This window comes from Nocardiopsis alborubida, assembly GCF_012396365.1.
GTDB classification, from domain to species: domain Bacteria; phylum Actinomycetota; class Actinomycetes; order Streptosporangiales; family Streptosporangiaceae; genus Nocardiopsis; species Nocardiopsis alborubida.
Map to the genome: position 1 here is coordinate 175,347 of NZ_JAAXPG010000001.1, position 26,367 is coordinate 201,713.

A 26,367-nucleotide genomic window follows, 5' to 3' on the forward strand; every position below is an offset into this window, starting at 1 on the left:
GGGGAGCGGCTCCGGGACGTCCTACCTCCTGCGGCGCCTGCCCTGGTAGCCGCCGCCGACGCGGACGCGCCGCATCGGTGCGAGCGGGGCCGCGAGCAGCAGCGCGAGGAGGAAGGCGGCGAGCAGCACCGCCGGGGCCATGTTCGGCCCCAGGTCGCTGTGATCGGCGGCCACCTCGGCGCCGTCGAGGTCGTCGTCCTGACCGCCGGGGGTCACCGTCGGCAGTTCGGCGAGGTTCTCCGCGCCGGGCACGACCCCGGGCAGGGCGGCCTCGTCACTCGGCAGGTCCGGGAAACTGTCACGGGTGGTGGGCACGTCGCTGGTGGGCACGTCCTCCACGCCTCCGGAGGAGCGGGGCGTGCCGCCGGAGCCGCCGGACCGGCCGCCGTTGCCCGAGCCGCCGGAGCCGCCCGAGCCGCCGGAACTCCCCCCGCGGTCGTCGTCCGACGCGGGCGGGTCGGAGGGTTCCTTGGTCTCGTCCGGTTCCTCGGTGGGCTCCTCCGTGGGCTCCTCGGTCGGATCCGGGGGAGTGGTGGGCTCGGGCCTGGTGATCGAGATGGCCCACGTGCCGGTGGAGACGGTGTGCTCTTTCGCCGGGTCCAGGGCCGCGCACTCGACGCCCTCCTGGGCGAGCGCGTAGGTGAGGGTGGCCACGACCTCGGCGGACGCGCGGGTCTCGCCGGTGACCTCTCCGGCGGGCGCGGCCTCGCCCGGGGCGACCTCCTGGGGAGTGAACCCGTCGACGCGGAAACCGTCGGCGTTCACGCTCATCGCGAGCAGGCAGACGCCGGCGTCGCCGGTGTTGGTCGCGGTGAGGGGGTTGGCCGGGACGGAAGTGCCCAGATCCACCTCGTCGGAGTCCCGCCCGAAGGAGACGACGGCCGATGCGACGGGCTCGGGGGAGGGGGAGGCGGACGGCGGCGGCGAGGGCGGGACCGACGGGGACGCGGACGCTGAGGGGCTCGGCTCCGCGTGGGCCGGGGACATGACGGCGACCAGGCTGGAACCGACGAAGACGGCCCCCAGGGCGACGGCCGTGCGGCGGCGTCCGGGGGTGAGCGGGGGTCTCGCGGCGTTCGTGGGCATCGGGGCGTTCTCCTCCTCGCGGATGGCGCGCCAAGGCAGCTTCTGCGCACCCGGCCGCGGGGAGTTTCGCCGCGCCTGACGTCCCGGCGTGGGGGTGCCCACACGATCTTAGGACCTGGGGCCGTCGAACACGAGTGTTCGGACGCCCCTTCCCGCGCCGTTCGTCCGAGGGACGGCCGAGCCCGCGAGCGCGGTCGGCGAACCCGGAGGCGGCCGGCCCCGCAGCGCCGGGGGCCGGTGGACCCGGGGCGTCCGGAAACGGCTCCGGGGCGCCCGCACGGGCGCCCCGGAGCCGTCCCGCGGGCGGGAGGAGGCGGCTCCCCGCGGGTTGCGTCCGCCCGGCCGCTACGTCGCGCTGGGCTCGGCGGAGCGCGCGGCGGGCGGGGCGTCGACCCCCTCCGGCACGGCCGCGGGCGCCTTGGCGACCGGGTCGGGCACGAAGCGGTAGCCCACGTTGCGCACGGTGCCGATCAGCGACTCGTACTCCGAGCCCAGCTTGGCGCGCAGGCGCCGCACGTGGACGTCGATGGTGCGGGTGCCGCCGAAGTAGTCGTAGCCCCACACCTCCTGGAGCAGCTGCGCCCGGGTGAACACCCGGCCGGGGTGCTGCGCCAGGAACTTGAGCAGTTCGAACTCCTTGAAGGTGAGGTCGAGGATCCGGCCGCGCAGCCGCGCGATGTAGGTGGCCTCGTCGATGACGAGATCGCCCCTGCGGATCTCGTCGGGGTCGTCCGTCCCGGCCTCGGCCGACCCCACGGCCAGCCGCAGGCGCGCCTCGACCTCCGCGGGACCGGCGGTGGACAGGATGAAGTCGTTCACCTGCCAGTCGGGGGTCAGCGCCGCGACGCCGCCCTCGGTCAGGACCACCATCAGGGGGCAGTCCAGGCCCGTGGTGTCGAGCAGGCGGCAGAAGTTGCGGGCCGCGGCGAGGTCGGTCCGCGCGTCGACCAGGATGGCGTCGACCGGAGCGCCGGAGCCGCCGCCCGCGTTCGACGCCAGCAGGGCCCCCGCCTCCGCCGGTGCCACCCGCACCGAGTGCAGAAGGAGACCGAGGGCGGGAAGTACGTGGTCGGACGGTTCGTTCGAGTTCGTCAACAGCAGCAGATGGCTCATGCGTCTCTTCTCGTCACCCCGCTCTGCGCGGGCGATCGAAGGCGCCATTGCCCCCGGTGAAGATGTCCAATTCGTCGCCTCCGAGCAACACCAAGGATAATCAACGGATGGCGAAGTGCACTATCAGGTACTGGGCAGCGGCCAAGGAGGCCGCCGGAACCGCCGAGGAAACGGTCGGGGCCGCCACACTCGCGGAGGCTCTGGAGGCGGCGTGTCGGCTGCACCCGGACGACCGCTTCCAGCGCGTACTCGGATCCTCCTCACTGCTGGTCGACGAGCGCCCGGTCGGCCGCAGGGCGCACGGTGACGTGCCGGTCGCGGACGGCACTGTGATCGAGGTCCTACCGCCCTTCGCGGGCGGCTGAGGGGCCGTACGGCTCCGGAAACAGGAGGGGAACATGGCGGAAACGCCCCAGTGGGCGGGTCGGGCGCGCGTGGTGATGCTCGGCAAGCCGGGATGCCATCTGTGCGAGGACGCCTGGGGGGTCATCGAGCGGGTCACGGACGAGCTCGGTGCCAGCCGGGCGGTGCACCAGCTCGACGAGGTCGGCGCGGACGAACGCGAGGAGTACTGGGACAAGGTCCCGGTGACGTTCGTGGACGGGCGCCGCCACGACTTCTGGAGGGTGGGCGAGGACCGCCTGCGCTCCGCCCTGGGCGGTTGAGCGGACGCGCGGTCGTTCTCGGGGGCGTCGGGACGGAGTGCCGTGCGGGGAACAGGTCTCTCGGCGGCCCCCGGGAGGCGTCGCCTGAGGGGTGAATGGTTCTGCCCGAGAGCCAAGTAAGCCCGAAAACTACGACTGTGCCCACAAATATGCACATATGACGTTCTTTGGTTGTCCCGAATTGTCGACGTGCGCACCGGAGGTTTGCGCGGGGGCGCCGGGGCCCTTGCCGGTGGGAACTTATGAGCCCGCCGTCACAGCGGACCCCACTTTGTGCGTGCTTTCACAAGCACGTAATCTAGGTATCCCAAGACATGCCGGGGGAGTGCGGCGGCAGCAGCCCGTCCGCTCCCCGCGCCGGTCCTGGCGGCCCGCCTCCCGCCCGGACCGCCTCCGCGCCCGCCCGCCGACCGCTGCCCAGGAGCGCCCGCCTGTGACCAGTCGTCCACCACGGCCCCGGGAGAGGGGCATTCCGGAGGCCACCGTGGCCCGGCTCCCCGTCTACCTCCGCGCCCTCCAGACCCTCCAGGACCGGGGCACCCTCACCGTCTCCTCCGAGGACCTCGCCTCCGCGGCCGGTGTGAACTCCGCCAAGCTGCGCAAGGACCTGTCCCACCTCGGGTCCTACGGGACGCGTGGCGTGGGTTACGAGGTGGAGTACCTCGTCTACCAGATCTCGCGTGAGCTTGGTCTCACCCAGGACTGGGCCGTGGCCATCGTCGGGATCGGCAACCTGGGCCGCGCACTGGCCAACTACGGGGGGTTCGGGACCCGCGGGTTCCGGATCGCGGCGCTGCTCGACGCGGACCCGGCGATGGTGGGGCAGAGTGTCGCGTCCCTGGACGTGAGGCATATTGACAACCTGGAGGAGGTTGTCCGTTCCGAGAGAGTTTCCATCGGTGTCATCACGACGCCGGCGGTCTCCGCGCAGGGCGTGGCGACGCGTTTCGTCGAGGCCGGGGTGGCCAGCATCCTCAACTTCGCGCCGGTCGTACTCAATGTGCCGGACGGGGTCGATGTGCGTAAGGTCGACTTGTCCATCGAACTCCAGATCCTCGCCTTCCACGCGCAGCGCAGGGCCGATGGCGACGGCCGCGGCGCGGAACGCGCGGGACTGGAGCTGACGTGACCTGAGGGATGGACGATCCGGGCCGTGAGGCCCGCATGAGCGGTGGGCGATGAGCGAGCGTGCGCCGCGCCTCCGGCGGCCTGGCCGCCGCCGGGGCATACGAAGACGCTGTGTGGTGCCTGCATAGGAGTAGTGCGGATGAGTGTCCTGGCCGTGGGGTTGAGCCATCGGAGTTCGCCGGTGGCGCTCCTCGAACGTGTCGCTCTGAACGGGGAGACCCGCGGCAACGCGGTCGCGGAGATGGTCGGCTCCGAGCCCGTCAACGAGGTCATGGTGGTCTCCACCTGCAACCGCACCGAGGTCTACGCCGACGTCTCCGCCTTCCACGGCGGCGTCTCGGCCATCACCGAGCTGCTCTCCTGGCACACGGGGGTCCCCCTCGGCGAGCTCTCCGAGCACCTCTACGTCCACTACGAGGACCGCGCGGTCCAGCACCTGTTCTCCGTCACCTGCGGACTCGACTCCATGGTCCTCGGCGAGGGCCAGATCCTCGGCCAGGTGCGCGACGCCCTCAAGGAGGGCCAGGAGACGGGCTCCGTCGGCCGCGTCCTCAACGACCTCGGCCAGCGCGCCCTGCGCGTGGGCAAGCGCGCCCACACCGAGACCCACCTGGACCACGCGGGCGCCGACATGGTCAGCTTCGGCCTCACCGTCGCCTCCGGCGGACTCGGGCTCGGCCCGACCGGCGCGCCGCAGACCACCGCCGTCCAGACCGCCCAGACCGTGGGTTCACTGCCCCCCGCGGGCTGCCCCATGTCCGCGGCCCCGGGCGACACCGCCGACGCCCCCGGGCTCGCCCGGCCCGCGCACGGCCCCCTCACGGGCGTGCGCGTCCTCGTCCTCGGCGCCGGGTCCATGAGCGCCCTGTCCGCCAACACCGTCTCCCGCCAGGGCGCGGAGGCGGTCGTCGTGGCCAACCGCACCTTCGACCGGGCCGCGCGCCTGGCCGAGTGCCTCACCGAGGCCTACGACACCGTCGACGCCCGTGCCGTCCCCTTCGCCGACGCAGCAGGCGTCCTGGCCGATGTCGACCTCGTCATCTCCTGCACCGGAGCCCAGGGGCTGGTCCTGAACGCCGACGCCGTGGCCGCCGCCACCGCCGGGCGCACGCGGCCCCTGGTCTTCCTCGACCTCGCGCTGCCCCGCGACATCGACCCGGCCGTGCGCGAGCTGCCCGGCGTGCGCCTGGTCGACATCGAGGACCTGCGCCAGGCCGCCGCCACCGCGCCCGGCGCCGACACCGGCCGCGACAGCGCGCTCACCCTCGTGCGCGGCATCGTCGACGAGGAGGTCAGCGAGTTCCGCGCGGTCCGCCGCGCCCACCAGGTGACCCCCACCGTCGTCGCCCTGCGCGCACAGGCCAGGGACGTGGTGGACGCCGAGCTGTCGCGCCTGCACGGCCGCCTGCCCGCCGACCTCGACGACCGCACGCGCGAGGAGATCAGCCGCGCCATGCGCCGCGTCGCCGACAAGCTCCTGCACAGACCGACCGTGCGCGTCAAGGAACTGGCCGCCGCACCGGACGGGGAGTCCTACGAGGCGGCGCTGAGAGAACTCTTCGCACTCGACCCCGCAAGCCCCGAGGCGCTCACCGCCCCCGAGGGCACCGCCACCGCGGCACGGACCGCACAGGAGAAGTCATGACCGGCACGCCCGCCCACGGCGCATCCGACCACGGCACGTCCGCCGACGGCGCCCCGGCCCGTCTCGGCACCCGCCGCAGCACCATGGCCACCAGCCAGTCGCGGATGGTCGCCGACGCCATCACCGAACGCACCGGCAGGGTGATCGAGCTGGAGCTGATCACCAGCTTCGGCGACGTCACCAAGGCGCACCTGACCCAGCTCGGCGGCACCGGCGTGTTCGTCAACGCGCTGCGCGACGAGCTCCACGCGGGCGGCGTCGACTTCGCCGTCCACTCGCTCAAGGACCTGCCCACCACGCCCGCCGAAGGGCTCGTGCTGGCCGCCGTCCCCGAGCGCGACGACCCGCGCGACGCCCTGTGCGCGCGTGACGGGCTGAAGTTCGCCGACCTGCCCGCGGGGGCCAGGATCGGCACCGGCTCCCCGCGCCGGGTCGCCCAGCTCGCCGCGCTGCGCCCGGACCTGGTCTACGTCCCGATCCGCGGCAACGCCGAGACCCGTCTGGGCAAGGTCGCCTCCGGAGAGCTCGACGCCGTCGTCCTGGCCTACGCCGGACTCGGCCGCGTCGGCCGGACCGACGACGTCACCGACGTCTTCGAGCCCGAGCAGATGCTGCCCGCGCCCGGCCAGGGAGCCCTCGCCGTCGAGTGCTCCGCCGAGCGCCTCGACGGCGACCTCGCCTACCTGGCCTCGGTCGACCACCCCGCCACCCGCGCCGAGGTCGTCGCCGAACGCACCGTGCTCGCCGAGCTGGAGGCCGGTTGCGCCGCCCCGGTCGGCGCCTACGCCCAGTACGACGCCGAGGCGGGCCGCCTGCGCCTGCGCGCCGCCGTGGTCTCCACCGACGGGTCGGAGGCCGTGCGCCGCGAGCGCGCAGTCGACCTCGCCTCGCCCGGGGACCTGGCCGCCGCCACCGCGCTCGGCCGGGACCTGGCCCGCCAGATGATCGCCGAGGGAGCCGACCGCATCGTGGCCGAGGCCTTCGCGGAGAGGGACACGCCCTAAGCAGGAGCAGTCGGCGGGCCTCCTCGGCCTGGCCCGCCGTACCGCCGCCCCCGGAGCCGCACACCGGGGCGCGGCGACCCACACAGAGGAGCCAGTACGTGAACGCCAACGCCAACCCCCAGCCGGAGGAGCCGCGCACCGCAGCGCGGGCCGGGCACGTCGCCCTGGTCGGTTCCGGCCCGGGCGGCGCCGATCTGCTCACCCTGCGCGGCGCCGAACTGCTGAGCCGCGCCGACGTGGTCATCACCCTGCGCGAGCCCGCCGCCGAGGAGCTCTCGGGCTTTCGGGCCGAACTCCTCTCCCACTGCTCCGAGGACGTCTCCGTGATCGAGGCGGGCGAGTGCGGCGGCGACGTCAACGCCCTGGCGGTGGCCCGCGCGCGCGACGGGCAGCGGGTGGTCCGCCTCTACTCCGGCGACCCGTTCTTCGGCTGCCGCGGCGCCGAACTGGTCTCCGCCTGCCACGAGGCCGGGGTCGAGGTCGAGGTCGCCCCCGGGGTCTCCGCGATCACCTCCGTGCCGACCTTCGCGGGCGTGCCGCTGATGGACGCGGACAGCCCCGAGGTGCGCGTGCTCAACGCCCGCGCGCACGGCGGGGGAGGGGTCGACTGGCACGAGGCCGCCGCCAGCGGCGCCACCCTGGTCGTCATGGGCGGCGACGCGCCCGCGGGGGAGCCGATCGAGCACCAGGGTCCCGGCTTCGACGTGCTGTGCAAGACCCTCATCGCCGGAGGACGGCCCGCCACGACCCCCGTCGCGGTCGTGCGCGCGGGCGGCACCACCCGCCAGACCACGGTCTCCTCCACCCTGGGGCGGCTCGTCGCCGACCTCAAGGCCAAGGACGCCAAGGGCCACCACGTCACCGCGCCCGCGCTGATGATCGTGGGCCCCGCCGCGGGCCGCCAGGCCGAACTGTCCTGGTACGAGAGCCGTCCGCTGTTCGGCTGGCGGGTCCTGGTGCCCCGCACCAAGGAACAGGCCGCCGCCCTGTCCGACCAGCTGCGCGGCTACGGCGCGGTGCCCGAGGAGGTGCCCACCATCTCCGTGGAGCCGCCGCGCACCCCGCAGCAGATGGAGCGCGCAGTCCGCGGCCTGGTCACCGGCCGCTACCAGTGGGTGGCCTTCACCTCCGTCAACGCGGTCCGGGCCATCCGCGAGCGCCTGGAGTCCTACGGCCTGGACGCGCGCGCGTTCGCCGGGGTCAAGGTCGCCGTCGTCGGCGATGCCACCGCGCGCGCCGTGCGCGAGTTCGGCATCCAGCCCGACCTGGCCCCGCCCGAGGACGAGCAGTCCAGCTCGGGCCTGGTCTCGGTGTGGCCGCCCTACGACGCCGGGATCGACCCGATCGAGCGGGTCCTGCTGCCGCGCGCCGACATCGCCACCGAGACCCTCTCCGCCGGGCTGGACAAGCTCGGCTGGGAGGTCGACGACGTCACCGCCTACCGCACCGTGCGCGCCGCGCCCCCGCCCGCGCCCGTCCGGGAGGCGATCAAGGGCGGCGGCTTCGACGCGGTGCTGTTCACGTCCTCCTCCACGGTGCGCAACCTGGTGGGGATCGCGGGCAAGCCGCACAACACCACCGCCATCGCCGTCATCGGCCCCGAGACGGAGAGGACCGCGATCGAGTTCGGCCTGCGTGTCGACGTCGTGGCCCCCAAAGCCTCGGTTTCCGCCCTCGCGCAGGCCCTTTCGGAGTACGGTGCCGAAAAGAGGCGCGAGGCGGTCGAGGCGGGCAAGCCCGTCCTCAAGCCCAGCCAGAAGAGGCGCGGTCGCCGCCGCAAGCTCTGAGAGACCGCACCGCCACCGACGCACGAACCTTCTCCGGGAGCCCCGTGATGAACGCCTCCAGCAACGACGCCGCCTTCCCCGCGGTCCGGCCGCGCCGCCTGCGCCGCGGACCGGCGCTGCGCCGCCTGGTCGCCGAGACCCGGGTCCGCCCCGAGAACCTCGTCCTGCCGATGTTCGTCAAGGAGGGCATCACCGAGCCGGTGGCCGTCTCCTCGATGCCCGGCCAGGTGCAGCACACGCGTGACAGCCTGCGCAAGGCGGCCCACGAGGCGGCCGCCGCCGGGGTCGGCGGGGTGATGCTGTTCGGCATCCCCGCGCACAAGGACGCGCACGGTTCGGCCGCCGACGACCCCGAGGGGATCGTCCAGGTCGCCCTGCGCGACCTGTCCGCCGAGGTCGGCGACGACCTCGTGGTGATGGCCGACCTGTGCCTGTGCGAGTACACCGACCACGGCCACTGCGGTCCGCTGGAGGTCGACGGGCACGTCGACAACGACCTCACCCTGGAGCGGTACGCGTCCGTCGCCGCCGCCCAGGCCGAGGCGGGCGCCGCCGTGGTGGCGCCCAGCGGCATGATGGACGGCCAGGTCGCGGCGATCCGCGCCGGGCTGGACCGCACCGGACACGGCCAGGTGCCGATCCTGGCCTACGCCGCCAAGTACGCGTCGGCGTTCTACGGACCCTTCCGCGAGGCCGCGGAGGGCGCGCCGCAGTTCGGCGACCGCTCCGGCTACCAGCAGGACCCCGCCAACGCGCGCGAGGCGCTGCGCGAGGTGGCCCTGGACGTCGCCGAGGGCGCGGACATGGTGATGGTCAAGCCCGGCCTGGCCTACCTCGACATCGTGGCCAAGGTGGCCGAGGCCTCCCCGGTACCCGTGTCGGCCTACCAGGTCAGCGGCGAGTACGCGATGGTCGAGGCGGCCGCGGAGCGGGGTTGGATCGACCGGGAGCGGGCCATCACGGAGACACTGACCTCCTACCGGAGGGCGGGGGCCGAGCAGATCCTCACCTACTGGGCGACCGAGGCCGCCCGCCTGCTCCGGTAGGGCGACCAGGCCCCTCGCCCCGGTCGCGGTCTCCGGGCGCAGGGCCTCCCACGACGGCGAGGCCGCGCCTGGAAGACGAGCGAACACCGGGGAGGCTCCATGGCCGAGGTTCTGTACCGACGTAAGCGCCGCCATGCGGCGGACAGCATGCTGGACGCCGCTCTGGGCTACGCCGAGCTGGGCTGGCCGGTGGCGCGCGGCACCTCGCCGGGGCAGGACCGCGCGTGCAGCTGCGACCGGATGGGCTGTCCGGACCCGGCGGCGCACCCGGTGACGATGGCCTGGGGTGTGGAGGCCAGCACCGACACCGCCACCATCCGGCGGTGGTGGACGGCCACCCCCGACGCGAACATCATCCTGCCCACCGGCCGGGTCTTCGACGTGTTCGACGTCCCCCGCGAGGCGGGTGTGATGGCGCTGGCGCGCATGGGCCGCTCGGGCGTCCCCGCGGGCCCGGTCGCGGCGGTGGAGTCCTCGCGCTACCTGTTCTTCGTGGCCACCCGCTCGCCGGTGGACGAGGACGAGTGGTGGTCCTGCCACCTGGACTGCGTGCCCGAGGCCGTGGAGGAGATGCCGGGGCTGCGCTGGCACTGCCGGGACAGCTTCGTGCTCGGCGCCCCCTCGCTGCTGCCCTCCGGCGACCGCGTCACCTGGATCCGCCCCCCGCGCGCAGCGGACGGATCCGTGGTGCTGCCCGACCCGATCGTGGTGCTCGACATCCTCGCCGACGCGAGCGAGGAGTTCTCCGCCTGACCTCGGGGCCCGCTGAGCGTGCTGGTGACGGTACCGGTCAGCCGCGCGAGCGGCGGCGGGACGGTCACCTGGGCAGGGTGAGGATCTCGGCTCCGCCGTCGGTGACGGCGATCGTGTGCTCGCTGTGCGCCGTCCGGCAGCCCGTCGCGCTGCGCAGCGTCCACCCGTCGGCGTCGGTGACGAGCTCGGCGGTGTCCGCCATGACCCACGGCTCCAGTGCGAGCAGCAGCCCGGGGCGCAGCTTGTATCCGCGGCCGGGCTGTCCGGTGTTGGGGACGTGCGGGTCCTGGTGCATCGTCGACCCGATGCCGTGACCGCCGAACTCGGTGTTGATCGGGTACCCCGCCGCGCTGAGGACCGATCCGATGGCGTGGGAGACGTCGCCGACGCGGGCCCCGGGCCGGGCGGCGGCGATCCCCGCGCTCAGGGCGCGCTCGGTCGCGCTGATCATCGCGACACTCTCCGGGGGCCTCGACCCGCCCACGACGAAGCTGATGGCGGAGTCCGCGGCGACCCCGCCCAAGGAGACGGCGAGGTCGAGTGTGAGCAGGTCGCCGTCGGCGAGCGCGTAGTCGTGGGGCAGCCCGTGGAGCACGGCGTCGTTGACCCCCGTGCAGATGTAGTGGCCGAACGGCCCGCGGCCGAAGGACGGCGCGTAGTCGACGTAGCAGGACTGCGCTCCGGCCTCGGTGATCATCTCCCGGGCCCACCGGTCGATGTCCAGGAGGTTCGTGCCGACCGTGCTGCGGCTCCGCACCGTCTGGAGGATGTGGGCGACCAGGGCGCCCGTGTCCTTCGCTCGGGCCAGCTCGGCGGGTTTGAGGATCTCGATCATGCGGCGCCCTTCTCAGTGGCCAATAACTATACCGTCCATACTATACCGGTACGAGGGCGGGGCCATGGCCGGAACGCCGACCACTCCGTCGGAGGGGGAGCGAGGGCAGCGCCCCGGCGCCTCCCGCGCCGCGGGAGGCGCTCAGCGCTCGGGACCGCGCGCGGCACACGCGTCGGAGGTCCCCCGGAGGACCGGGCCGTTCCGGCGTCCGAGGACGGGCCCTAGCCGCCGCGCCGCTCCCGTACCCACAGCGCGAGCCGGGTGCGGTCACGCAGCCCGAGCTTGCGCAGGATGCTCGTGACGTGGTTCTTGGCGGTCCCCTCGGTGATGAACAGGGCCCGTGCGACCTCCCGGTTGGTGGCGCCCGTGCCGACGAGGCGGGCCACCTCCTCCTCGCGTTCCGACAGCCGGGGCGCGTCCTCGTGCCCTGACGAGCGGGGCGGGGCCGCCGCGGGTGCGGGGGAGGGGCCTTCGCCGAGCGCGGCGACCAGGAGTTCGGCCGCTGGACCGCCGAGAACGGTCTCGCCCCGGGCGACGCGGCGGATCGCCGTCACCAGTTCCTCCGGCGGCACGTCCTTGAGCAGGTAGCCGCGCGCTCCGGCCCGCAGACCTCCGAAGACCAGTTCGTCGTCGTCGAACGTGGTCAGCACCAGGGCGGGCACGTCCGGGTACTCCGCGCGCATCCGGCCGATGAGGGCGACCCCGTCCATGCGGGGCATGCGGGCGTCCACCAGGGCCACGTCCGGGAGCGGGTCTGCGGCCGACAGGAACTCCAGGGCCTCGACGCCGTCCGCGGCGTCGCCGACCACGTCGACGCCCTCCTCGATCTCCAGCAGTTTGCGCAGACCCTGCCGCATCAGGATCTGGTCGTCGACGATCAGGACCGAAACAGTGTTCAAACGGTGCCCCCAGCCGTGCCGGGAACATTCTCCCGCGTACGGGCCCTCGCGGGAACCTCCGCGCGGAGCCGGAAACCGCGGAGACCCGCCGGGCGCACGCTCCTCAGCGCCGTGCCCTCCCGCGCGCGCTCCCGACAGGCCGGGTTCCCGGCTGCTCCGCCCTCCGGTGCCGCGTCCCCCCGTTCCCGGTCGGCCGCGTACACGTTGCCGCCGACCATCGTCCCGCCGACGGCCCCGACCCGTTCGGACAGGCCCCGCAGTCCGAACCCTGCGCGCACCGCCTCCTCCGCCGCGCCGCCGCCGTTGTCGGTCACCGTGACCGCGACACCGTCGGCGCGGGTCAGCACCTCCACCTCGACCACGTCGGCGCCCGAGTGGCGCATCGCGTTCGTCAGGCCCTCCTGGAGCGCCCGGTAGCAGACCAGCTCGGCCTCCTCCGACAGGTCGGGCCAGACGCCGGTGCCGGTGACGGCGAACCCGATCCGGATGCCCCCACCGTCGAAGGAGGCCGCCAGCGCCCGCATCGCGGTCAGCCCCGCACGCCCCTCCAACCGCAGGGGGCGCAGCGCGCGCACCCAGCGCCGGGTGTCGGTGAGCGCCTCCCGGGCCAGTTCGCGGGCCTGTTCCACCTCCTCCCACGCCGCGTCGGGCCGTGCGGTGCGAAAGCGCAGCGCGTTCGTCAGGGACACGGTGAGCACGGTCAGGTAGTGACCGGTGCTGTCGTGCATCTCCCGGGACATGCGGGCGCGCTCCTCGGCCACGGTGAGCTCGCGGATGCGTTCGGAGCGGCGGCGCAGCTCCTCGTGGGCCTCCTCCAGCGCGGCCAGGAGCTCCCGCGTGCGCTCGGCCCGCTGCGCGGCCACGGTCAGCCCGAGGAACACCGTTCCCGACGCCGCCACGATGAACAGCAGGATCACCCCGGCGAACAGCCCCACCGCGAACGGCAGCTCGGGGACCACCAGGGCCAGGCCGACGTTGAACACGAGCACGGCGGAGCCGTAGCCGATGCCGCCCGGCAGCCCGAACACGGCCACCGCGTTCATCGTGCCCACGCACAGCAGCAGGAAGGTCGTGTGGTTGCTGCTGAGCATGCAGAGCACGGTGAGGGCGAGGAAGGCGGCGCTGACGGCCCTGCGCGGCCACGGGGACGCCGGGGACCAGGCCAGGAACGGCCACAGCGCACAGCAGAGCAGCAGGACGCCGACGCTGACGAGCACGGCGGTGTTGGCGACCGGGTCACCGCCGCGAAAACGCATCTGGCCGCTCAGGAAAAGCAGTGCGTAAAGGCCGAGGGTGAGTGCCACCGCGCCCCAGAAGAGCAGTTCCAGAACGCGGGGCGGACGGTTCTCGTGCAACGTGACCCAGGATGACGGGTCGGTCGGGGAGCCGGGGGTGCGCATTCCTCCGAGCGTAGTCGGGACGATCCCGCGCGGGCAGCCGGAGGAGGCCATGGTCAGGGGCATGTCCGCACCATGACCTCCGGCATGCCCGCTGTCCGCGGACCGCGTGACCGCACCGTGCCTCGCGGTCGATGCGGTCCCGAAACCCCTTTTCCTAGTGTTGTGCCACGAGAGCGGCGAGGGAGAGGAAGAAACGGAATGAACGGCACGGACGATCCGGTGGAGGCGAATGTGGAAAGGCCCCGGATCCCCTTTTCGGGAATTCTCTTATCGGCGGCCGCGGTCGCCCTCATGGCCCTCGTCTCCTGGACGGCCTGGCCCGACCTGCCGGGAACGGTGCTCAGCGGCCGGACCAATCTGGACGGCACCCCCGACACGGTCCCCCGGGCGGTGCTCGCGCTGGCCCTGCCCCTGACGACCGGGCTCCTGGCGGTCGTGCTGTCGGTCGCCGCGGTCTTCGGTTCCCGTCTCCAGAGCGGTCTCCAGGAAGCGCTGGGGCTACCGGCGGGGCCGACGCCGCGGAGCACCACGCGGGGCATGAACGCCCTCCTGTGCCTGCTGTCCCTGTTCCTGCTCGTGGCGCACGGCGTGCTCGTCCTGGGCCAGGCCGGATGGGACCTCCCCATCAGCCGGGTGATGGGCGTGGCGACCGGCCTGTTCCTGGCCGGTGTCGGCGCCGCCCTGCCCGCACCGGGGCCCGGGGCGGACCACGACACGCCCCTCGTCCGCTGGTGGTCGGCCGCGCACCGCCTCATGAGGGCCGGGTTCGTGCTGGTCGGCCTGGTGCAGGCGGCGGTCGTCCTGCTCGTGGACCACGCGCTGGTGTGGCTCCTCGCCCCGCTTCTGCTGCTGCCCGTGATGTGCGCGGCCATGGTGCTCCCGATCCTGCGCGGCCGGGCCTGAGCGCACGGCGGGGACGGGCGGAAGACCCCCTGGAGGCCGCCGAAGGCCTCTGAGGGCTCACCGGGAGGAGGCGCCGAGCAGGTGCGGGGGAGGCGCGGAGGAGGTCACCGCCGCGACCTCCTCCGTTCGCCCTCGTCTGGTCCGGTGTCAGACCGCGATCTCCTCGGCGTTCACCACCACGCCGTCCTCGTCGCTGTAGAGCCACTCGCCCGGCGCGAACGTGACGTCGCCGAAGGTCACGGGCACGTCCACGCGCCCGGCGGCGTCCTTGAGGGACTTGCGGGGGTTGGAGCCCAGCGCCTTGACGCCCAGGTCCAGCCCGCCCAGGGCGCGGGTGTCGCGGACCGCGCCGAAGATCACGGTTCCGGTCCAGCCGTTGGCCACGGCGGCCTCGGCGATCATGTCTCCCATCAGGGCCGACCGCAGCGAGCCGCCGCCGTCCACCACCAGGACCGCCCCGTCGCCCGGGGTGTTGAGGACCTGCTTGACCAGGCCGTTGTCCTCGTGGCACCGGACCGTGCGGATCCGGCCGGAGAACACCGCGCGTCCTCCGAACTGGCGGAACTGCGTGGAGCAGCTGCGCAGGGTGTCGCCGTGGTCGTCGACGAGGTCCGCCGTGGTGAAGTTCGAGGTCATCGGGGCTCCGTGTCGGGAGGGCGGATGGGCACCGCCGGGAGGGTGGTCACCCCCAAGCTACTCATCGGTACGCCGGTCCTCACGGGCGGCACGGCGACTCCTTCGTCGGTGCCGTCCGTCTCTTTCGTCGGTACGGCCGTTTCGCGGGTCCGGGAAGTCCCGGTTGATGACAGGATGAAGCCTTCCCTGTCACCGAAGCGTGGGATTCCCGTCACCTTTGGACGGGGCGTCGCCCAGATCCTCCCCCCTGCGCGACCCTCCCCCCTGCCCGACCCAATGGAGAGAGATGGTCTCTGAGATCCTCGCCGTCAGCGCTGCCTGGTCCCGGGCCCTGATCGGGTTCACCGCGGACCTGGACCCCTGGGTGCGGAGCGTCGCCTACGTGGGCACCGACCTCTTCCTCGGCGTGTTGGGGGGCGACCGGAATACGTGACGGATCGGCAATAGGCCCTGGGCTTGAACCTGATGGTGACGGTTTGACTACTTCCCGGACACGCTGCACCGAGTAGCGCTAGGTTGTCCGCGCCACTTCCGCTTCGTAGTCAAGGCAGGACCGATGGCGTCGATCGACCGCACCGCCTACCCCCGGTTCAAGAAGAGCGTGCCGCCCCAGGAGCTGTACGACGTCTTCACCCCCTCACCAAAGGAGATCGAGTGGGCCCAGCGCGCCACCCGCTCCGATGAGCACCTGCTCGCGCTGGTGGTCCAGCTCAAGGCCTTCCAACGGCTGGGGTACTTCCCCCGCATGGACGAGGTCCCCGACGCTGTAGTTGGTCATGTGCGCAGCCGCCTGGATCTGGCCGCCGATGTGGAGTGTGCCCACGATTCGGACCGGACCCGGCGCCACCACCGGGCACTGGTCCGCGACCGCCAGGGCGTCAACAGCGACCGCGAGGCCGCACGTGTCCTGGCCGAGGAGACCATGCGCGCCGAGGCGCGGGTCAAGGACAACCCGGCCGACCTGATCAACGTCGCCTTGGAGGAGCTGACGCGCAACAGCTTCGAGCTGCCCGGGTTCACCGTCTTGGACAAGATGGCCGCGCGGGTGCGAGCCGAGGTCAACTACGAGTTCTTCTTCGGCATCACCAAGCGCATGGGGGACGACGACATCGCCCGGATGGAAGGGCTGCTCCAGGTCCCTGCGGGACGGCGCACCTCCCCGGCCGACGACCTCAAACAGTCCGCGCGCCGCCCGTCGCTGTCGCGGTTCAAGCAGCACCTGCGGCACCTGCGCGACCTGGACCTGCTCGGGCCGACCCAGGTGTGGCTGGAAGAGGTTCCCAAGGCCAAGGTCGAGCACTTCGCCGCTGAGGCGCGGGTGCTGGATATCTCCCAACTGCGCAAGTTCAACGATGACAAGCGGATCGCGTTGGTGGTCAGCCTGGTCCACGTGGCCCGGGTGCGGGCTCGCGATGAGGTCGCGGGCATGTTCTGCCGCCGGATGGCGGCGATCCACAAGAAGGGGCGCGAGCGCCTGCAGGAGATCCGCGAACGCCAGCGGGCCGAGACCGAACGGCTGTGGGGCGTGTTCGGCCGTATGCTCTCGGGAGCCCGGGAGGCCCACGCCCACGGCGAGGCCGCCGCGTGGGCGGAGTCGGCGGTGTGCGAGCGGGCCGGGGAGCTGATGCTCAAACCGCTCGCCGACGCCGGCGGCGTCGCCAAGGTCTCGCAGGAGCACGAGGAGATCTCCGCCCACCACGGCAACAACTACACGGGCCTGATGGCGGGGTTCTACCGCTCCCACCGGGCAGCGCTGTTCGAGCTGCTGGAGGTGTTGGAGCTCAAGCCCACCAGCGCTGATGACTCGGTGCTGCGGGCGGTGGCGTTCATCCGCGCCAACCGGCACCTACGCGGTGAGTATGTCCCTGACCATCTGGAGGGCTGCGAGGCGTTGGATACCTCCTTCGTCTCCGAGCACTGGGCCAAGACGATCCGCGAGCGCGGTCGGCCGGGGGTTTTCGTGCGCCGCCAGTTGGAGGTGTGCGTGTTCTCCTACCTGGCCTCGGAGCTGCGCACGGGGGACGTGGCTGTGGTGGGGGCCGACTCCTACGCCAGCTTCCTGGACCAGCTCATGAGCGCCGAGGAGGCCCAGGGCAAGATCGCCGCCTACTGCGCCGAGGCGGGCATCCCCGACACGGCCGACGGGCTGTGCGACATGGTCCGGGGCCTGCTGGACGCGCACGCCGCGCGCACGGACGCCGCCTACCCTGACAACGCCGACCTGGCGATCGACGAGGACGGGGTGCCCACGCTCAAGCGGCGCCGCGGCCGCGAGCGCACCGCCTCCGCGCTCGCGCTGGAGGCCGCGGTCACCGAGCGCATGGACGAGGTCGGGCTGTTGGACATCGTCACCCGGACCGCGCACTGGATCGGCTGGTACCGCCACTTCGGGCCCTTGTCGGGGTCGGACCCCAAGATCAAGGACCCGTTGGGCCGCTACTCGGTCATCGGCTTCACCTACGGCACCAACCTGGGGCCGCACCAGATGTCGCGTCACCTGCGCGGCGGGCTCTCGCCGCACGAGATCGCCGGGCCCGCCCGCGAGCACGTCACCGCGCACAAGCTGAACCGGGCCAGCGCCGATGTGGTCAACGCCTTCAGCTGCCTGGACGTCACCTACTGGTGGGGCGATGGCTCACGGGTGGGGGCGGACGGCACCCAGATCGACACCTGGGACGACAACCTCCTGGCGGAGACGAGCGTGCGGTATGGCGGGTACGGGGGGATCGCCTACCGGCACATCGCCGATTCCTATATCGCGCTGTTCTCCCACTTCATTCCGTGCGGGGTGTGGGAGGCCGTCTACATCTTCGAGGGACTGCTGCGCCAGGAGAGCGGCCTGGAGCCCGAGACGCTCCACGCCGACACCCAGGGCCAGTCCCTGCCGGCCTTCGGACTGGCCGCTTTGCTGGGGGTGGAGCTGCTGCCCCGTATCCGCAACTGGAAGGACCTGGTCTTCTACCGCCCCAGCGCCAACGCCCGCTACCGCCACATCGATGCGCTGTTCGGCGAGGACGCGGTCATCAACTGGAAACTCATACGCACCCACTGGATCGACCTGATGCGCACCGTGCTGTCCATCAAGGAGGGACGGCTGTCCAGCTCGGTGCTGCTGCGCCGCCTGAGCAACGAGTCCAAGAAGAACCGGCTGTACCGGGCGTTCCGTGAGTTGGGGCGGGCGATGCGCACCACCGTGCTGCTGCGCTACCTCAACGAACCCGAGCTGCGCGAGGGCATCACCGCCGTCACCAACCGGGTGGAGGCCTTCCACGGGTTCTCCTCCTGGCTGCGGTTCGGCAACAACGGCACCCTGGCCGACAACGACCCCGACCACATGGAGCTGCTGGTCAAGTTCAACGAACTGCTGGCCAACTGCGTGATCTTCTACAACGCCGTGGCCATCACCGCGGCCCTGACCCAGCTCAGGAACGAGGGCCACCGCGTCTACGGGCCCGACGTGGCCTGTCTGGCCCCGTACATGAGCGCGCACATCCGCCGCTTCGGCGACTACGTGCTCGATGTGTCCCCGCCCGGCGCGGCCCAGGCCCACCTGGAACTGGACGAGACCGACCAGACACAAGAGAGCACGCGGTGAAGACTCACACCCCGAAGATGCAGGGCTCCCCGAGTCGTGAGGCGGCCCGACAGGTCGGCGGCCCCCGCGCGGCCTCTGTCACTTCTTGGGCGCGTCGGCTTCGGTGTCGCCGGAGCGCAGGGGCGGGGCCGTCGTCCGTCTGGACGCTGCAGCGCCCAGCGAGGATAGGCTGAGAGCGCTACTCCCCGGGAGAGCCGACGGCATACAGCACGGTAACCGATCACGCTGAATGTCGGTGTGTCAGATTGTTGTTACGAGGGGTGAACGGTGATTTCGGACCAACCCGAACTCGTACTCGACCGCATCGAGTGCGCCGCTCGCACCTTGGGTGCGGGCGGTCTGGTCGCGTTCCCCACCGAGACGGTGTACGGGCTCGGCGCCGATGCCGAGAATGTCGGCGCCGTGGAACGTGTCTTCACGGTGAAGGGGCGGCCGACGACGCATCCGCTGATCGTGCACCTCGGCGGCGCGCACCAGCTCGCTGAATGGGCGGCCGACGTGCCCGACACGGCGCACCTCATCGCCGAACGCTTCTGGCCGGGCCCGCTGACGCTGGTGCTTCGGCGGGCGGCCCGTGTTCCCCGTGTGGTCACCGGTGGCCTCGACACCATCGCGCTGCGGGTGCCGAACCATCCGGTCGCCTTGAAGATGCTGACGGCTTTCGGCGGCGGGGTGGCGGCGCCCTCGGCCAACCGCTTCGGCGAGGTCAGCCCTACGACGACCCGTCATGTCCATGCGGGATTGGGCGCGGACGTCGACTATGTGCTCGACGGTGGCCCGTGCTCGGTCGGCGTCGAGTCCGCCATCGTCGATCTCACGGGTGAGCCGGCGATCCTGCGCCCCGGTGGTGTGAGTCGAGAGGACCTCGAGCACGTACTGGGCCGTGCCGTGTCGGTGCGGGCCAAGAGCGCTGTCCGGGTTCCAGGCCAGTTCCCGTCGCACTACGCGCCGCGGGCCCGGGTGCTCCTGGTCGAACCGGACCGGGTCCTCGACGAAGCCGAACTGCTGGCGGCGCAAGGGCAACGGGTCGGTGTCCTTCTTCCCCCCGAGTTCGCGGGTGATGCCGTGTCGTCTTCCGCGCAGCACGTGATCGCGGTACCGGACTCGGCCGCACAGTACGCGCAGCGGCTCTATGGGTTCCTCCATGACTTCGACCGGCACGGATGCGAGGTCATCGTGGCATCACTTCCCGCCCTGGAGGGGATCGGATCGGCGATCGCGGACCGGCTCGGCCGGGCGGCCGGGCCCCGCGATCAGGCGAGTCGTGGCTCCGGCCGGTTCAGCGGTCGTTGAGGGCGGCGACGAGGTCTTCGAGGCGGGCGGCCCGGGAGGCCTTGATCAAGACGAGGTCGCCGGGGTGAAGGCCGCGGTGGAGGACGTCGTGGGCCTGCCGTGCGTCACGGACGGAGACGATGTCGAGGTGGTCGCATGCGGCGCGGGCGGCGTCGGCGATCAGGGCGGCGTGGTCATCGCCGACCACGACCAGGAGGTCGAGAGCGGCCTGTGCGGCGAGCACGCCCAGGTGGCGATGGGCTTGAGCGGCGTGCTCTCCGAGCTCGGCCATCTCTCCCAGGACCGCGATGCGGCGACGCGCGGTCACCGAGGTCAGCGCGGTGAGAGCGGCCGACATCGAGTCCGGATTCGCGTTGTACGCGTCGTGGATGAGGGTAATACCGTCATCCCGGACGATGGTCTGCATACGTCCGGCGGACCTGGGCCGTGCCTCGGTCAGCGCCTGGGCGATCATCGCGGTGTCCAGACCCAGGCCATGAGCGGTCGCCGCGACGGCGAGTGCGTTGCCGATGTGATGCCGACCGGTGAGCGAGAGCGTGACGGGCGCGGTGCCCTCGGGGGTGCACAGGGTGAATCCCGCGCGACCGTCCTGGGTGAGGCGCACGTCGCGGGCGTGCACGCGCGTCGGATGGGGGTGGTGGCTCCACCACAGAGGGCGGGCACGGGTGCGGTCCGCCATGGCTGAGACGAGCGGATCGTCGGCGTTGAGGACGGCGAGGCCGCCGTGGTCGGCGTCGGGGAGTCCGGCGACCAGTTCGCTCTTGGCCACGGCGATCCCGGCCTGTCCGTCGGGGTACTGGCCGATGTGGGCGGTGCCGACGTTGAGCACCAGGCCTACATGGGGCGTGACCAGGTCGCACAGGTAGCCGAGGTGCCCGCGGCCCCGGGCACCCATCTCCAGGACGAGGTAGCGCGTGTCGGGGGTGGCGTGCAGGATCGTGAGGGGGAAGCCGAGTTCGTTGTTGTACGAACCGCCGGTGGCGGTGACGGGTCCGTGGTGCGCCAGCACCTGGGCGGCGAGATCCTTGGTGCTGGTCTTGCCGTTCGATCCGGTGATGCCGATGACGGTCGCCGACAGGTGGCCCGCCACGTGGCGGGCCAGCGCGCCGAGCGCGACGGTGACATCGGCGACCTGGACGGCCGGGGCGGCCACCGGCCGTGAGGCGAGCACCAGCGCCGCGCCCGCGGCGATGGCGGCCGGGGCGTGGTCGTGCCCGTCGGTGTGCCGGCCGGAGAGCGCGGCGAACAGGCCGCCGGGGTGGACCCGGCGTGAGTCGATGCTTGCGGGTGCCGTGACCCACAGGAGGGGGTCGGTGCCGGCGGTCAGGCGACCTCCAGTGGCCTCGGCGATGGCGGTTGCGGTCAGAGGTATCACGTGGTTGGACTCCTGCGCGCGAAGGCTCTTGCCCGTCGGTGTCGACGTCGTCGGCGAGGACCAGGCCCGGGGTCCGCTGTTCGGCGTGTCCGGTGGCCAGTGCGACGCGTGCGTCCGTACAGGGGTGGGCGGTGGCGGTCACGCCACCTGGTCAGGGTCGATGCGGGTGCCGATGAGCACGGCCAGGAGTTCTCCGATGGCGGTGTCGCGGTCCATCGGATGGCGCAGCGGCAACTCCGCGTGCATCCGGTACCGGTTGCGGCGCCCCTCGCGCTCTCGTTCCAGGTACCCGGCTTCGACGAGATCCGCCACGATGCGCTGTGCGGCCCGCTCGGTGATGCCCACCTGCTCGGCGACATCCCGCAACCGGGCCTGGGGATCCCGCACCACGCACAGCAGTACGTGGGCGTGGTTGGTGAGAAACGTCCACTCCTGCATGCCAGTACCTTACCCCACCTTCCCGTAGTGCGTATCGCGTTTTTCGGCACGCGTATTTCATGTCGTATAACTCGTCCGGCTCTGTGGTCGCCCTCGGCTGGGCCGCCGCGGAGGTCCGTTCGCGTCGCTCGAATCTGCGCCTGATGAACGCCTCGCATGTGCCGCGCACCATCCGCTCCTTCGGTGAACCGGACGTCGTGCCATCTTCGGCTGTTCTTCGGGAACGTGCGAAGACCGCACTGGCGGAGGCCCGTCGTCGGTCGCCCTTCAGGAACCCGGGGTCGAGGTCGAGACGTCGGTGGCGTCGCCGCCCGTGTTGGATGCCCTGGAATTCGCGCCCCACGACGCCGGACTCGTGGTGTCGTCCGCGCCGGCTCGGGCTCGTGACCGCGCCGGCGGCAGGCCTTGGCCGGCGATGGATGTTCTTTGACGCTCGGCCCGGCTCACGGCTCTTCGGTGGTGTCCTCGCGCCCGGCCTCGGCGTCGTGCGCGCGAAGTGAGCCCGCGTGGGCCTTGGCCGTAGGGTCGCGGCGGGTCTTGGCCAGGCTCGCCACGGTGACCACGACCAGGATCACGATGATCACCACCAGGCTCGCCAGCGTCGGGATCTCCGGGACCCGTTCGTCCAGGTCCACGTGGGCCCAGTGCAGAAGCAGCTTCGCGCCGATGAACATCAGGATGAGCGCCAGCCCGGTCGAGAGGTACACCAGCCGGTCGAGCAAGCCCTTCACCAGGAAGAACAGTGCGCGCAGCCCGAGCAGGGCGAACGCGTTCGCGGTGAACACGATGTAGGGCTCCTGGGTGATCCCGAAGATCGCCGGGATCGAGTCCACGGCGAACAGCAGGTCGACGGTGCCGATCGCGATCAGCACGATGAGCATCGGCGTGACCACACGGCGGCCGTCGACCCGGGTGAAGATCCTGCCACCGACGAACCCGTCGGTGACCGGCAGGACCCGCCGGGCCAGACGCACCACGGAGTTGTCCTCGATCGCGGGGTCCTCGTTGCGGTGCCGGAACAACTGGATCGCCGTGTAGATCAACAGCAGGCCGAACACGAGGAACATGAAGGAGAACAGTGCCAACAGCGCGGCTCCGAGTGCGATGAACACCGCCCGCATGGCCAGGGCGAGCACGATGCCGAACGTCAGCACCTTGTGCTGATGCTCGACCGGTACCGCGAAGGTGGTGATGATGATGACGAAGACGAAGAGGTTGTCGACGGACAGGCTCTTCTCCACCAGGTAGCCGACGAAGTACTCGGTGCCGAGCTCACCGCCGTGAGCCAGGGTGAACCACACGCCGAAGATCAGGGCCACCGCGATGTAGAAGACCGACCACGCGGTCGCCTCCCGGAACCCGACGCGGTGCGGTTTCAGCGCGGCGATGGTCAGGTCTGCGGCGAGCAGGGCCACGATGACGGCGATCGTGACGATCCACGTGGTAAGGCCGATGTCGAGCACGTCAGTCCTTTCGTGCTGGGGTCTGGTCTGCGCCGGTGGGCCCTGCCGACGGTCGCGTCGGTGATGTCGGACCGCGGGGTTCGATCACGGATTGCACCCGTCGCAGAACGTGGGGTCGGTGCTGACCCGACCGTCGTCTCTGGGGTGGCTGCTGCGATGAGGACACCGCTGGCATCCGTGGATGACGGCGAGGGTCTGTGATGTGGGCTCAGAGCAACTGTCGCACGGAAGGCCGGGTTCTCGGTCGACCTGGCCGTATCCGGGGGTGCCGCAGGCGGGGCACAGCGTGGCGAGGCGGTCGGTGAGCCGGTCGGCGAGCAGGCCGATCTCGCGCATGCGCGTGGGATTGAGGTGGGCGCGCATGTCGGTCTCCAGCCGGGCCAGGCCGTCCGCCGACCGTAGGGCGCACTCGTTGATCGCGGCGGCCAGTTCGGCGCGGGTCCGGATGCCTTTGCTGATAGGGCCGGGGTCCTGCGGATCGATTGGGGTGTGGGGGCGCACGATCATCGCGTGGGGGCCGAAACCGGTTCGGCCCAAGAACGCCTCGGTGGTCTCATCGAGGCGTCGGGCGGTGGTGTGGGCGAAGTTCGTGAGGCCCAGGCGGCGCTCCACGATGCACAGGTCCCGGGTGGTGTCGAGGAAGGCGAGGATCTCGTCGCCGGCACTGAGCATCGGAGCCATGGGATGCGGACCGAAGGAGCCTTCGCTGGCCACGGCGAGCCCGAGGCCGGTCGACCGTAGACCGAGGCGTGCCTTGCGCACGGCGGTCACGGACGGCGATGCCGCGCGTGGGACCTCACCGGTGAAAGTGCCCAGCTCGTCGGTGTCGACGTCGTCGGCGAGGACCAGGCGCAGACCCGGGATGCGGGCCAAGGCCGGGCCCAGGACCCTCTCCTTGGCGTGTCTGGTGGCCAGTGCGACGCGTGCGTCCGCGTAGGGGTGGGCGGTGGTGGTCACAGGGCCTCGTCAGGGCCGTTGCGGGTGCCGATGAGCACGGCCAGGAGTTCTCCGATGGCGGTGTCGCGGTCCATCGGATGGCGCAGCGGCAACTCGGGGTGCATCCGGTACCGGTTGCGGCGCCCTTCGCGCTCTCGTTCCAGGTACCCGGCTTCGACGAGGTCCGCCACGATGCGCTGTGCGGCCCGTTCGGTGATGCCGACCTGCTCGGCGACATCCCGCAACCGGGCCTGGGGATCCCGCACCACGCACAGCAGTACGTGGGCGTGGTTGGTGAGAAACGTCCACTCCTGCATATCCACCATGGCACCCCGTGGCAGGTGACTGATAGCACGATTTTCATTACGCGCTATTGATGTCGTACGATCCATGTCGTGTATACTAACACGCGTTATCAGTGACGTGCTTGGGAGGTGAGTGTCATGGGTGGCATCGAGATGGCGCGTGTGCCGACCGTTGGTCAGCCGACGGCCGACGAGGCTTCGCGGGGTCGGATGCACCGGTGGTCCCCGTCACCGGACGCGACGATCAACACCGGCTCGCCGGGCTCCATCGGTGCCCCCGGAGCGGGACGGGGACGGCCGCTCCGCCGCGTGACCCGCGGTGAGTCGGCACGGGTGCGGATCAGTGGTTTCCACGGACGTGCCCTGCCCGCACATCCCTCGGAAACCATCGCCGCCGACGTCACCGCGACCCCGGTCTCGGGTCGCGCCGCGAAGGGCGCTGAGACGGAAGGTGCGGCCGCGTGACGGGGATGATGCTGGTGGCCTTGGCGGCCCTTCCCGCCGTCGCGGCGATGACCGGATCGATCCGGAGCCTGCGACCCCTGGCACCCGCGCTGGGCGCGGGCGCGGCACTGTCGACGACCGCACTGGCCGGGGCTCTGGCCGTGACGGTGGCCCTCGGCGGACCGGTGGCGATGGTGTTGGCCGCTCCGGACGGGCACGTCTGGACCGGGTTGGCGGCCGACCGCCTCGAGGCGATCGTGCTGTTGTTGGTGTGCGCGATCAGCGCGGTGGTCCAGGTGTTCGCCCTGCGCTACCTGCGCGGCGACCCGGCCGCGGCCGGGTTCGCCATCACGGCCGGGGCGCTGACCGCCGCGACCGCGGTGATGGTGGCCGCGGTCACGATGGTCACCCTGGCGGTGGCGTGGTCGCTGACCGGTGTCGCCCTGTGGCGACTCGTGGGGATGTACCGACCCGCCCCTTCGGCCATCGACGCCTCCCGCCGTACCGCACGTGTGGTCATCATCGGAGACGTCGCATTGTGGTCCGGGGTGGTTCTCGCGGTCGCCGCCTGGGGCGATCTCGACTTGCGCGACCAGAACGGCGTAGCCTTCGGCGGCGCGGTGGGCACGGCGGTGGCCTGCTCGCTGGTGATCGCCGCAGCCGCACGGTGTGCGCAGTTGCCTTGGCACCGGTGGCTGTCGGCGACTTTGGCGGCGCCGACCCCGGTCTCGGCGCTGCTGCACGCCGGCGTGGTCAACGCGGGCGGAGTGCTCCTGGTGAAGCTGTCGCCGATCTTCGGTGCAGCCCCGGCGGCGACACACCTGGCGTTCGCCATCGGCGCCGTCAGCGCTGTGGCCGCCACGGCGATCATGCTGACCCGCCCCGACGTCAAGGGCTCGCTGGTGCACTCCACGATCGGGCAGATGGGGTTCATGCTCATGACCTGCGCGCTCGGCCTCTACGCGGCGGCGGTGGTGCACCTGGTGGCGCACGGACTGTTCAAAGCCACCTTGTTCCTGGGCTCGGGGTCGGCGGTGCAGCGCCACACCCACCGCATCCTGGCTCCGCCCGCGCCCCGGTCGACCCCCGCGCGTTCGGCGCAGGTGGCCGTCCTCGCCGGAGCCGTCGCGGTTGCGGCCGTGGCCGTCGCGATCTGGTGGCTGCCTCCGCACGCCGGAGGCTCGGCGCTACTGATCTTCGCCGCGGCCACCGCCGCACGGCTGGCGTGGGGATGGCTGCGGCGCCACCCGACCGTGGGGGCGCTGGCCACCGTGGTGGTCGTGCTGCCGGGTGCGGTGATCGGCTACCTGGGCGTGGTGGCCGTGGTTACGGAGTTCCTGGCCCCGAGCGTGCCCGTTGCCGCCACCGCCGCAGTTCCGGCCTGGTTGCCGGCGATCGTGGTGGCGGTGCCGGTGATCGGAGCGCTGTTGGTCCACCGGGCATCCGCACTCGGTCTCGGCCGCTGGCGCGACCGCCTCTACGTGTTGGCGTTGTCCGCCGGACAGCAGCGCACGCACACCACTCCGGGTCTCCCGTCACGTGCGGTGCCCGCACCGCACCCACGGCCGGTGCCCCTACCTGAGGGAGCCGGGGCGTGATCGCCGGCCCCTCGACGGGA

At 72.0% G+C, this 26,367-nt stretch carries 23 protein-coding genes and 1 pseudogene; 13 read left to right on the forward strand and 11 right to left on the reverse strand.

From position 1 onward, the window contains the following. Positions 1-21 precede the first annotated feature (21 nt). Both HGB44_RS00840 and HGB44_RS00845 read right to left on the reverse strand, forming a co-directional pair. A complete protein-coding gene (locus HGB44_RS00840; RefSeq protein WP_061081165.1) occupies positions 22-1,086 on the reverse strand; it encodes a hypothetical protein in 1,065 nt (354 codons plus the stop codon). Between the two features lie 345 nt (positions 1,087-1,431). Further along, positions 1,432-2,199: a winged helix-turn-helix transcriptional regulator gene (locus HGB44_RS00845; RefSeq protein WP_061081164.1), complete on the reverse strand. Its 768-nt coding sequence runs from the start codon at positions 2,197-2,199 to the stop codon at positions 1,432-1,434. A gap of 107 nt (positions 2,200-2,306) precedes the next feature. Between HGB44_RS00845 and HGB44_RS00850 the strand changes: the two genes are divergently transcribed. The 8 genes from HGB44_RS00850 to HGB44_RS00885 all read left to right on the forward strand — a co-directional run bounded on the left by HGB44_RS00850 (position 2,307) and on the right by HGB44_RS00885 (position 10,227). Next, on the forward strand, positions 2,307-2,564 hold the full coding sequence (locus tag HGB44_RS00850; RefSeq protein ID WP_013155371.1) for a MoaD/ThiS family protein: 258 nt from the start codon (positions 2,307-2,309) through the stop codon (positions 2,562-2,564). A 33-nt stretch (positions 2,565-2,597) separates the two neighbouring features. Continuing rightward, the gene (locus tag HGB44_RS00855) at positions 2,598-2,864 is read left to right on the forward strand and encodes a glutaredoxin family protein (RefSeq protein WP_061081163.1); all 267 of its coding nucleotides are present in this window, start codon (positions 2,598-2,600) and stop codon (positions 2,862-2,864) included. A 433-nt stretch (positions 2,865-3,297) separates the two neighbouring features. Then, positions 3,298-3,993, forward strand: a complete 696-nt coding sequence (locus tag HGB44_RS00860; protein WP_061081162.1) for a redox-sensing transcriptional repressor Rex — start codon at positions 3,298-3,300, stop codon at positions 3,991-3,993. A 138-nt stretch (positions 3,994-4,131) separates the two neighbouring features. After that, complete coding sequence (locus HGB44_RS00865; RefSeq protein WP_061081161.1) at positions 4,132-5,637, forward strand: glutamyl-tRNA reductase; 1,506 nt, start codon at positions 4,132-4,134, stop codon at positions 5,635-5,637. Then, on the forward strand, positions 5,634-6,641 hold the full coding sequence (gene hemC, locus HGB44_RS00870; RefSeq protein ID WP_061081160.1) for a hydroxymethylbilane synthase: 1,008 nt from the start codon (positions 5,634-5,636) through the stop codon (positions 6,639-6,641). Before HGB44_RS00865 ends, hemC begins: the two co-directional genes overlap by 4 nt. Before the next feature lie 98 nt (positions 6,642-6,739). Next, positions 6,740-8,428: a bifunctional uroporphyrinogen-III C-methyltransferase/uroporphyrinogen-III synthase gene (locus HGB44_RS00875; RefSeq protein ID WP_061081159.1), complete on the forward strand. Its 1,689-nt coding sequence runs from the start codon at positions 6,740-6,742 to the stop codon at positions 8,426-8,428. Positions 8,429-8,475: 47 nt separating this feature from the next. After that, entirely contained in the window at positions 8,476-9,474 is a 999-nt protein-coding gene (gene hemB, locus HGB44_RS00880; protein ID WP_061081158.1) for a porphobilinogen synthase, read from the forward strand. A gap of 99 nt (positions 9,475-9,573) precedes the next feature. Beyond that, entirely contained in the window at positions 9,574-10,227 is a 654-nt protein-coding gene (locus HGB44_RS00885) for a bifunctional DNA primase/polymerase (RefSeq protein WP_061081157.1), read from the forward strand. A gap of 64 nt (positions 10,228-10,291) precedes the next feature. On the opposite strand, the gene map is transcribed toward HGB44_RS00885, so the two are convergent. The 3 genes from map to HGB44_RS00900 all read right to left on the reverse strand — a co-directional run bounded on the left by map (position 10,292) and on the right by HGB44_RS00900 (position 13,361). Next, a complete protein-coding gene (map, locus tag HGB44_RS00890; protein ID WP_061081156.1) occupies positions 10,292-11,062 on the reverse strand; it encodes a type I methionyl aminopeptidase in 771 nt (256 codons plus the stop codon). Positions 11,063-11,283: 221 nt separating this feature from the next. Further along, on the reverse strand, positions 11,284-11,961 hold the full coding sequence (locus tag HGB44_RS00895) for a response regulator (RefSeq protein ID WP_061081155.1): 678 nt from the start codon (positions 11,959-11,961) through the stop codon (positions 11,284-11,286). Then, on the reverse strand, positions 11,958-13,361 hold the full coding sequence (locus tag HGB44_RS00900; RefSeq protein WP_061081154.1) for a sensor histidine kinase: 1,404 nt from the start codon (positions 13,359-13,361) through the stop codon (positions 11,958-11,960). The genes HGB44_RS00895 and HGB44_RS00900 overlap by 4 nt, the downstream gene beginning before the upstream one ends. Positions 13,362-13,652: 291 nt before the next feature. Between HGB44_RS00900 and HGB44_RS00905 the strand changes: the two genes are divergently transcribed. Beyond that, positions 13,653-14,264, forward strand: coding sequence for a hypothetical protein (locus HGB44_RS00905; protein ID WP_231972474.1), 612 nt, complete (start codon positions 13,653-13,655; stop codon positions 14,262-14,264). Between the two features lie 147 nt (positions 14,265-14,411). On the opposite strand, the gene rraA is transcribed toward HGB44_RS00905, so the two are convergent. Beyond that, a complete protein-coding gene (gene rraA, locus HGB44_RS00910; RefSeq protein ID WP_061081152.1) occupies positions 14,412-14,900 on the reverse strand; it encodes a ribonuclease E activity regulator RraA in 489 nt (162 codons plus the stop codon). 286 nt (positions 14,901-15,186) lie between these two features. Here rraA and HGB44_RS00915 point away from each other — a divergent pair. From HGB44_RS00915 to HGB44_RS00925, 3 genes and pseudogenes are all read left to right on the forward strand, one after another. Then, positions 15,187-15,309: pseudogene (locus HGB44_RS00915) on the forward strand (phosphatase PAP2 family protein); the annotation flags it as partial. 147 nt (positions 15,310-15,456) lie between these two features. After that, positions 15,457-18,495 (forward strand): Tn3 family transposase, encoded by a 3,039-nt coding sequence (locus HGB44_RS00920; RefSeq protein WP_061081151.1) that lies wholly within the window; start codon positions 15,457-15,459, stop codon positions 18,493-18,495. Positions 18,496-18,762: 267 nt separating this feature from the next. Continuing rightward, a complete protein-coding gene (locus tag HGB44_RS00925; protein WP_061081150.1) occupies positions 18,763-19,788 on the forward strand; it encodes an L-threonylcarbamoyladenylate synthase in 1,026 nt (341 codons plus the stop codon). Here the strand turns inward: HGB44_RS00925 and HGB44_RS00930 are convergent. The 5 genes from HGB44_RS00930 to HGB44_RS00950 all read right to left on the reverse strand — a co-directional run bounded on the left by HGB44_RS00930 (position 19,775) and on the right by HGB44_RS00950 (position 24,326). Further along, complete coding sequence (locus HGB44_RS00930; protein ID WP_061081149.1) at positions 19,775-21,163, reverse strand: UDP-N-acetylmuramoyl-tripeptide--D-alanyl-D-alanine ligase; 1,389 nt, start codon at positions 21,161-21,163, stop codon at positions 19,775-19,777. The two genes, HGB44_RS00925 and HGB44_RS00930, sit on opposite strands and share 14 nt — an antisense overlap. Positions 21,164-21,301: 138 nt before the next feature. Next, a complete protein-coding gene (locus HGB44_RS00935) occupies positions 21,302-21,601 on the reverse strand; it encodes a winged helix-turn-helix domain-containing protein (RefSeq protein ID WP_061081148.1) in 300 nt (99 codons plus the stop codon). Between the two features lie 443 nt (positions 21,602-22,044). Then, entirely contained in the window at positions 22,045-23,064 is a 1,020-nt protein-coding gene (locus HGB44_RS00940; protein ID WP_061081147.1) for a TerC family protein, read from the reverse strand. 84 nt (positions 23,065-23,148) lie between these two features. Further along, positions 23,149-24,021, reverse strand: a complete 873-nt coding sequence (locus tag HGB44_RS00945) for a DUF6671 family protein (protein ID WP_061081146.1) — start codon at positions 24,019-24,021, stop codon at positions 23,149-23,151. Beyond that, a complete protein-coding gene (locus tag HGB44_RS00950) occupies positions 24,018-24,326 on the reverse strand; it encodes a winged helix-turn-helix domain-containing protein (RefSeq protein WP_210751027.1) in 309 nt (102 codons plus the stop codon). The genes HGB44_RS00945 and HGB44_RS00950 overlap by 4 nt, the downstream gene beginning before the upstream one ends. A 449-nt stretch (positions 24,327-24,775) precedes the next feature. On the opposite strand from HGB44_RS00950, the gene HGB44_RS00955 reads away from it, so the two are divergent. Beyond that, positions 24,776-26,347, forward strand: coding sequence for a proton-conducting transporter transmembrane domain-containing protein (locus tag HGB44_RS00955; protein ID WP_061081145.1), 1,572 nt, complete (start codon positions 24,776-24,778; stop codon positions 26,345-26,347). The last annotated feature ends 20 nt before the right edge of the window (positions 26,348-26,367 follow it).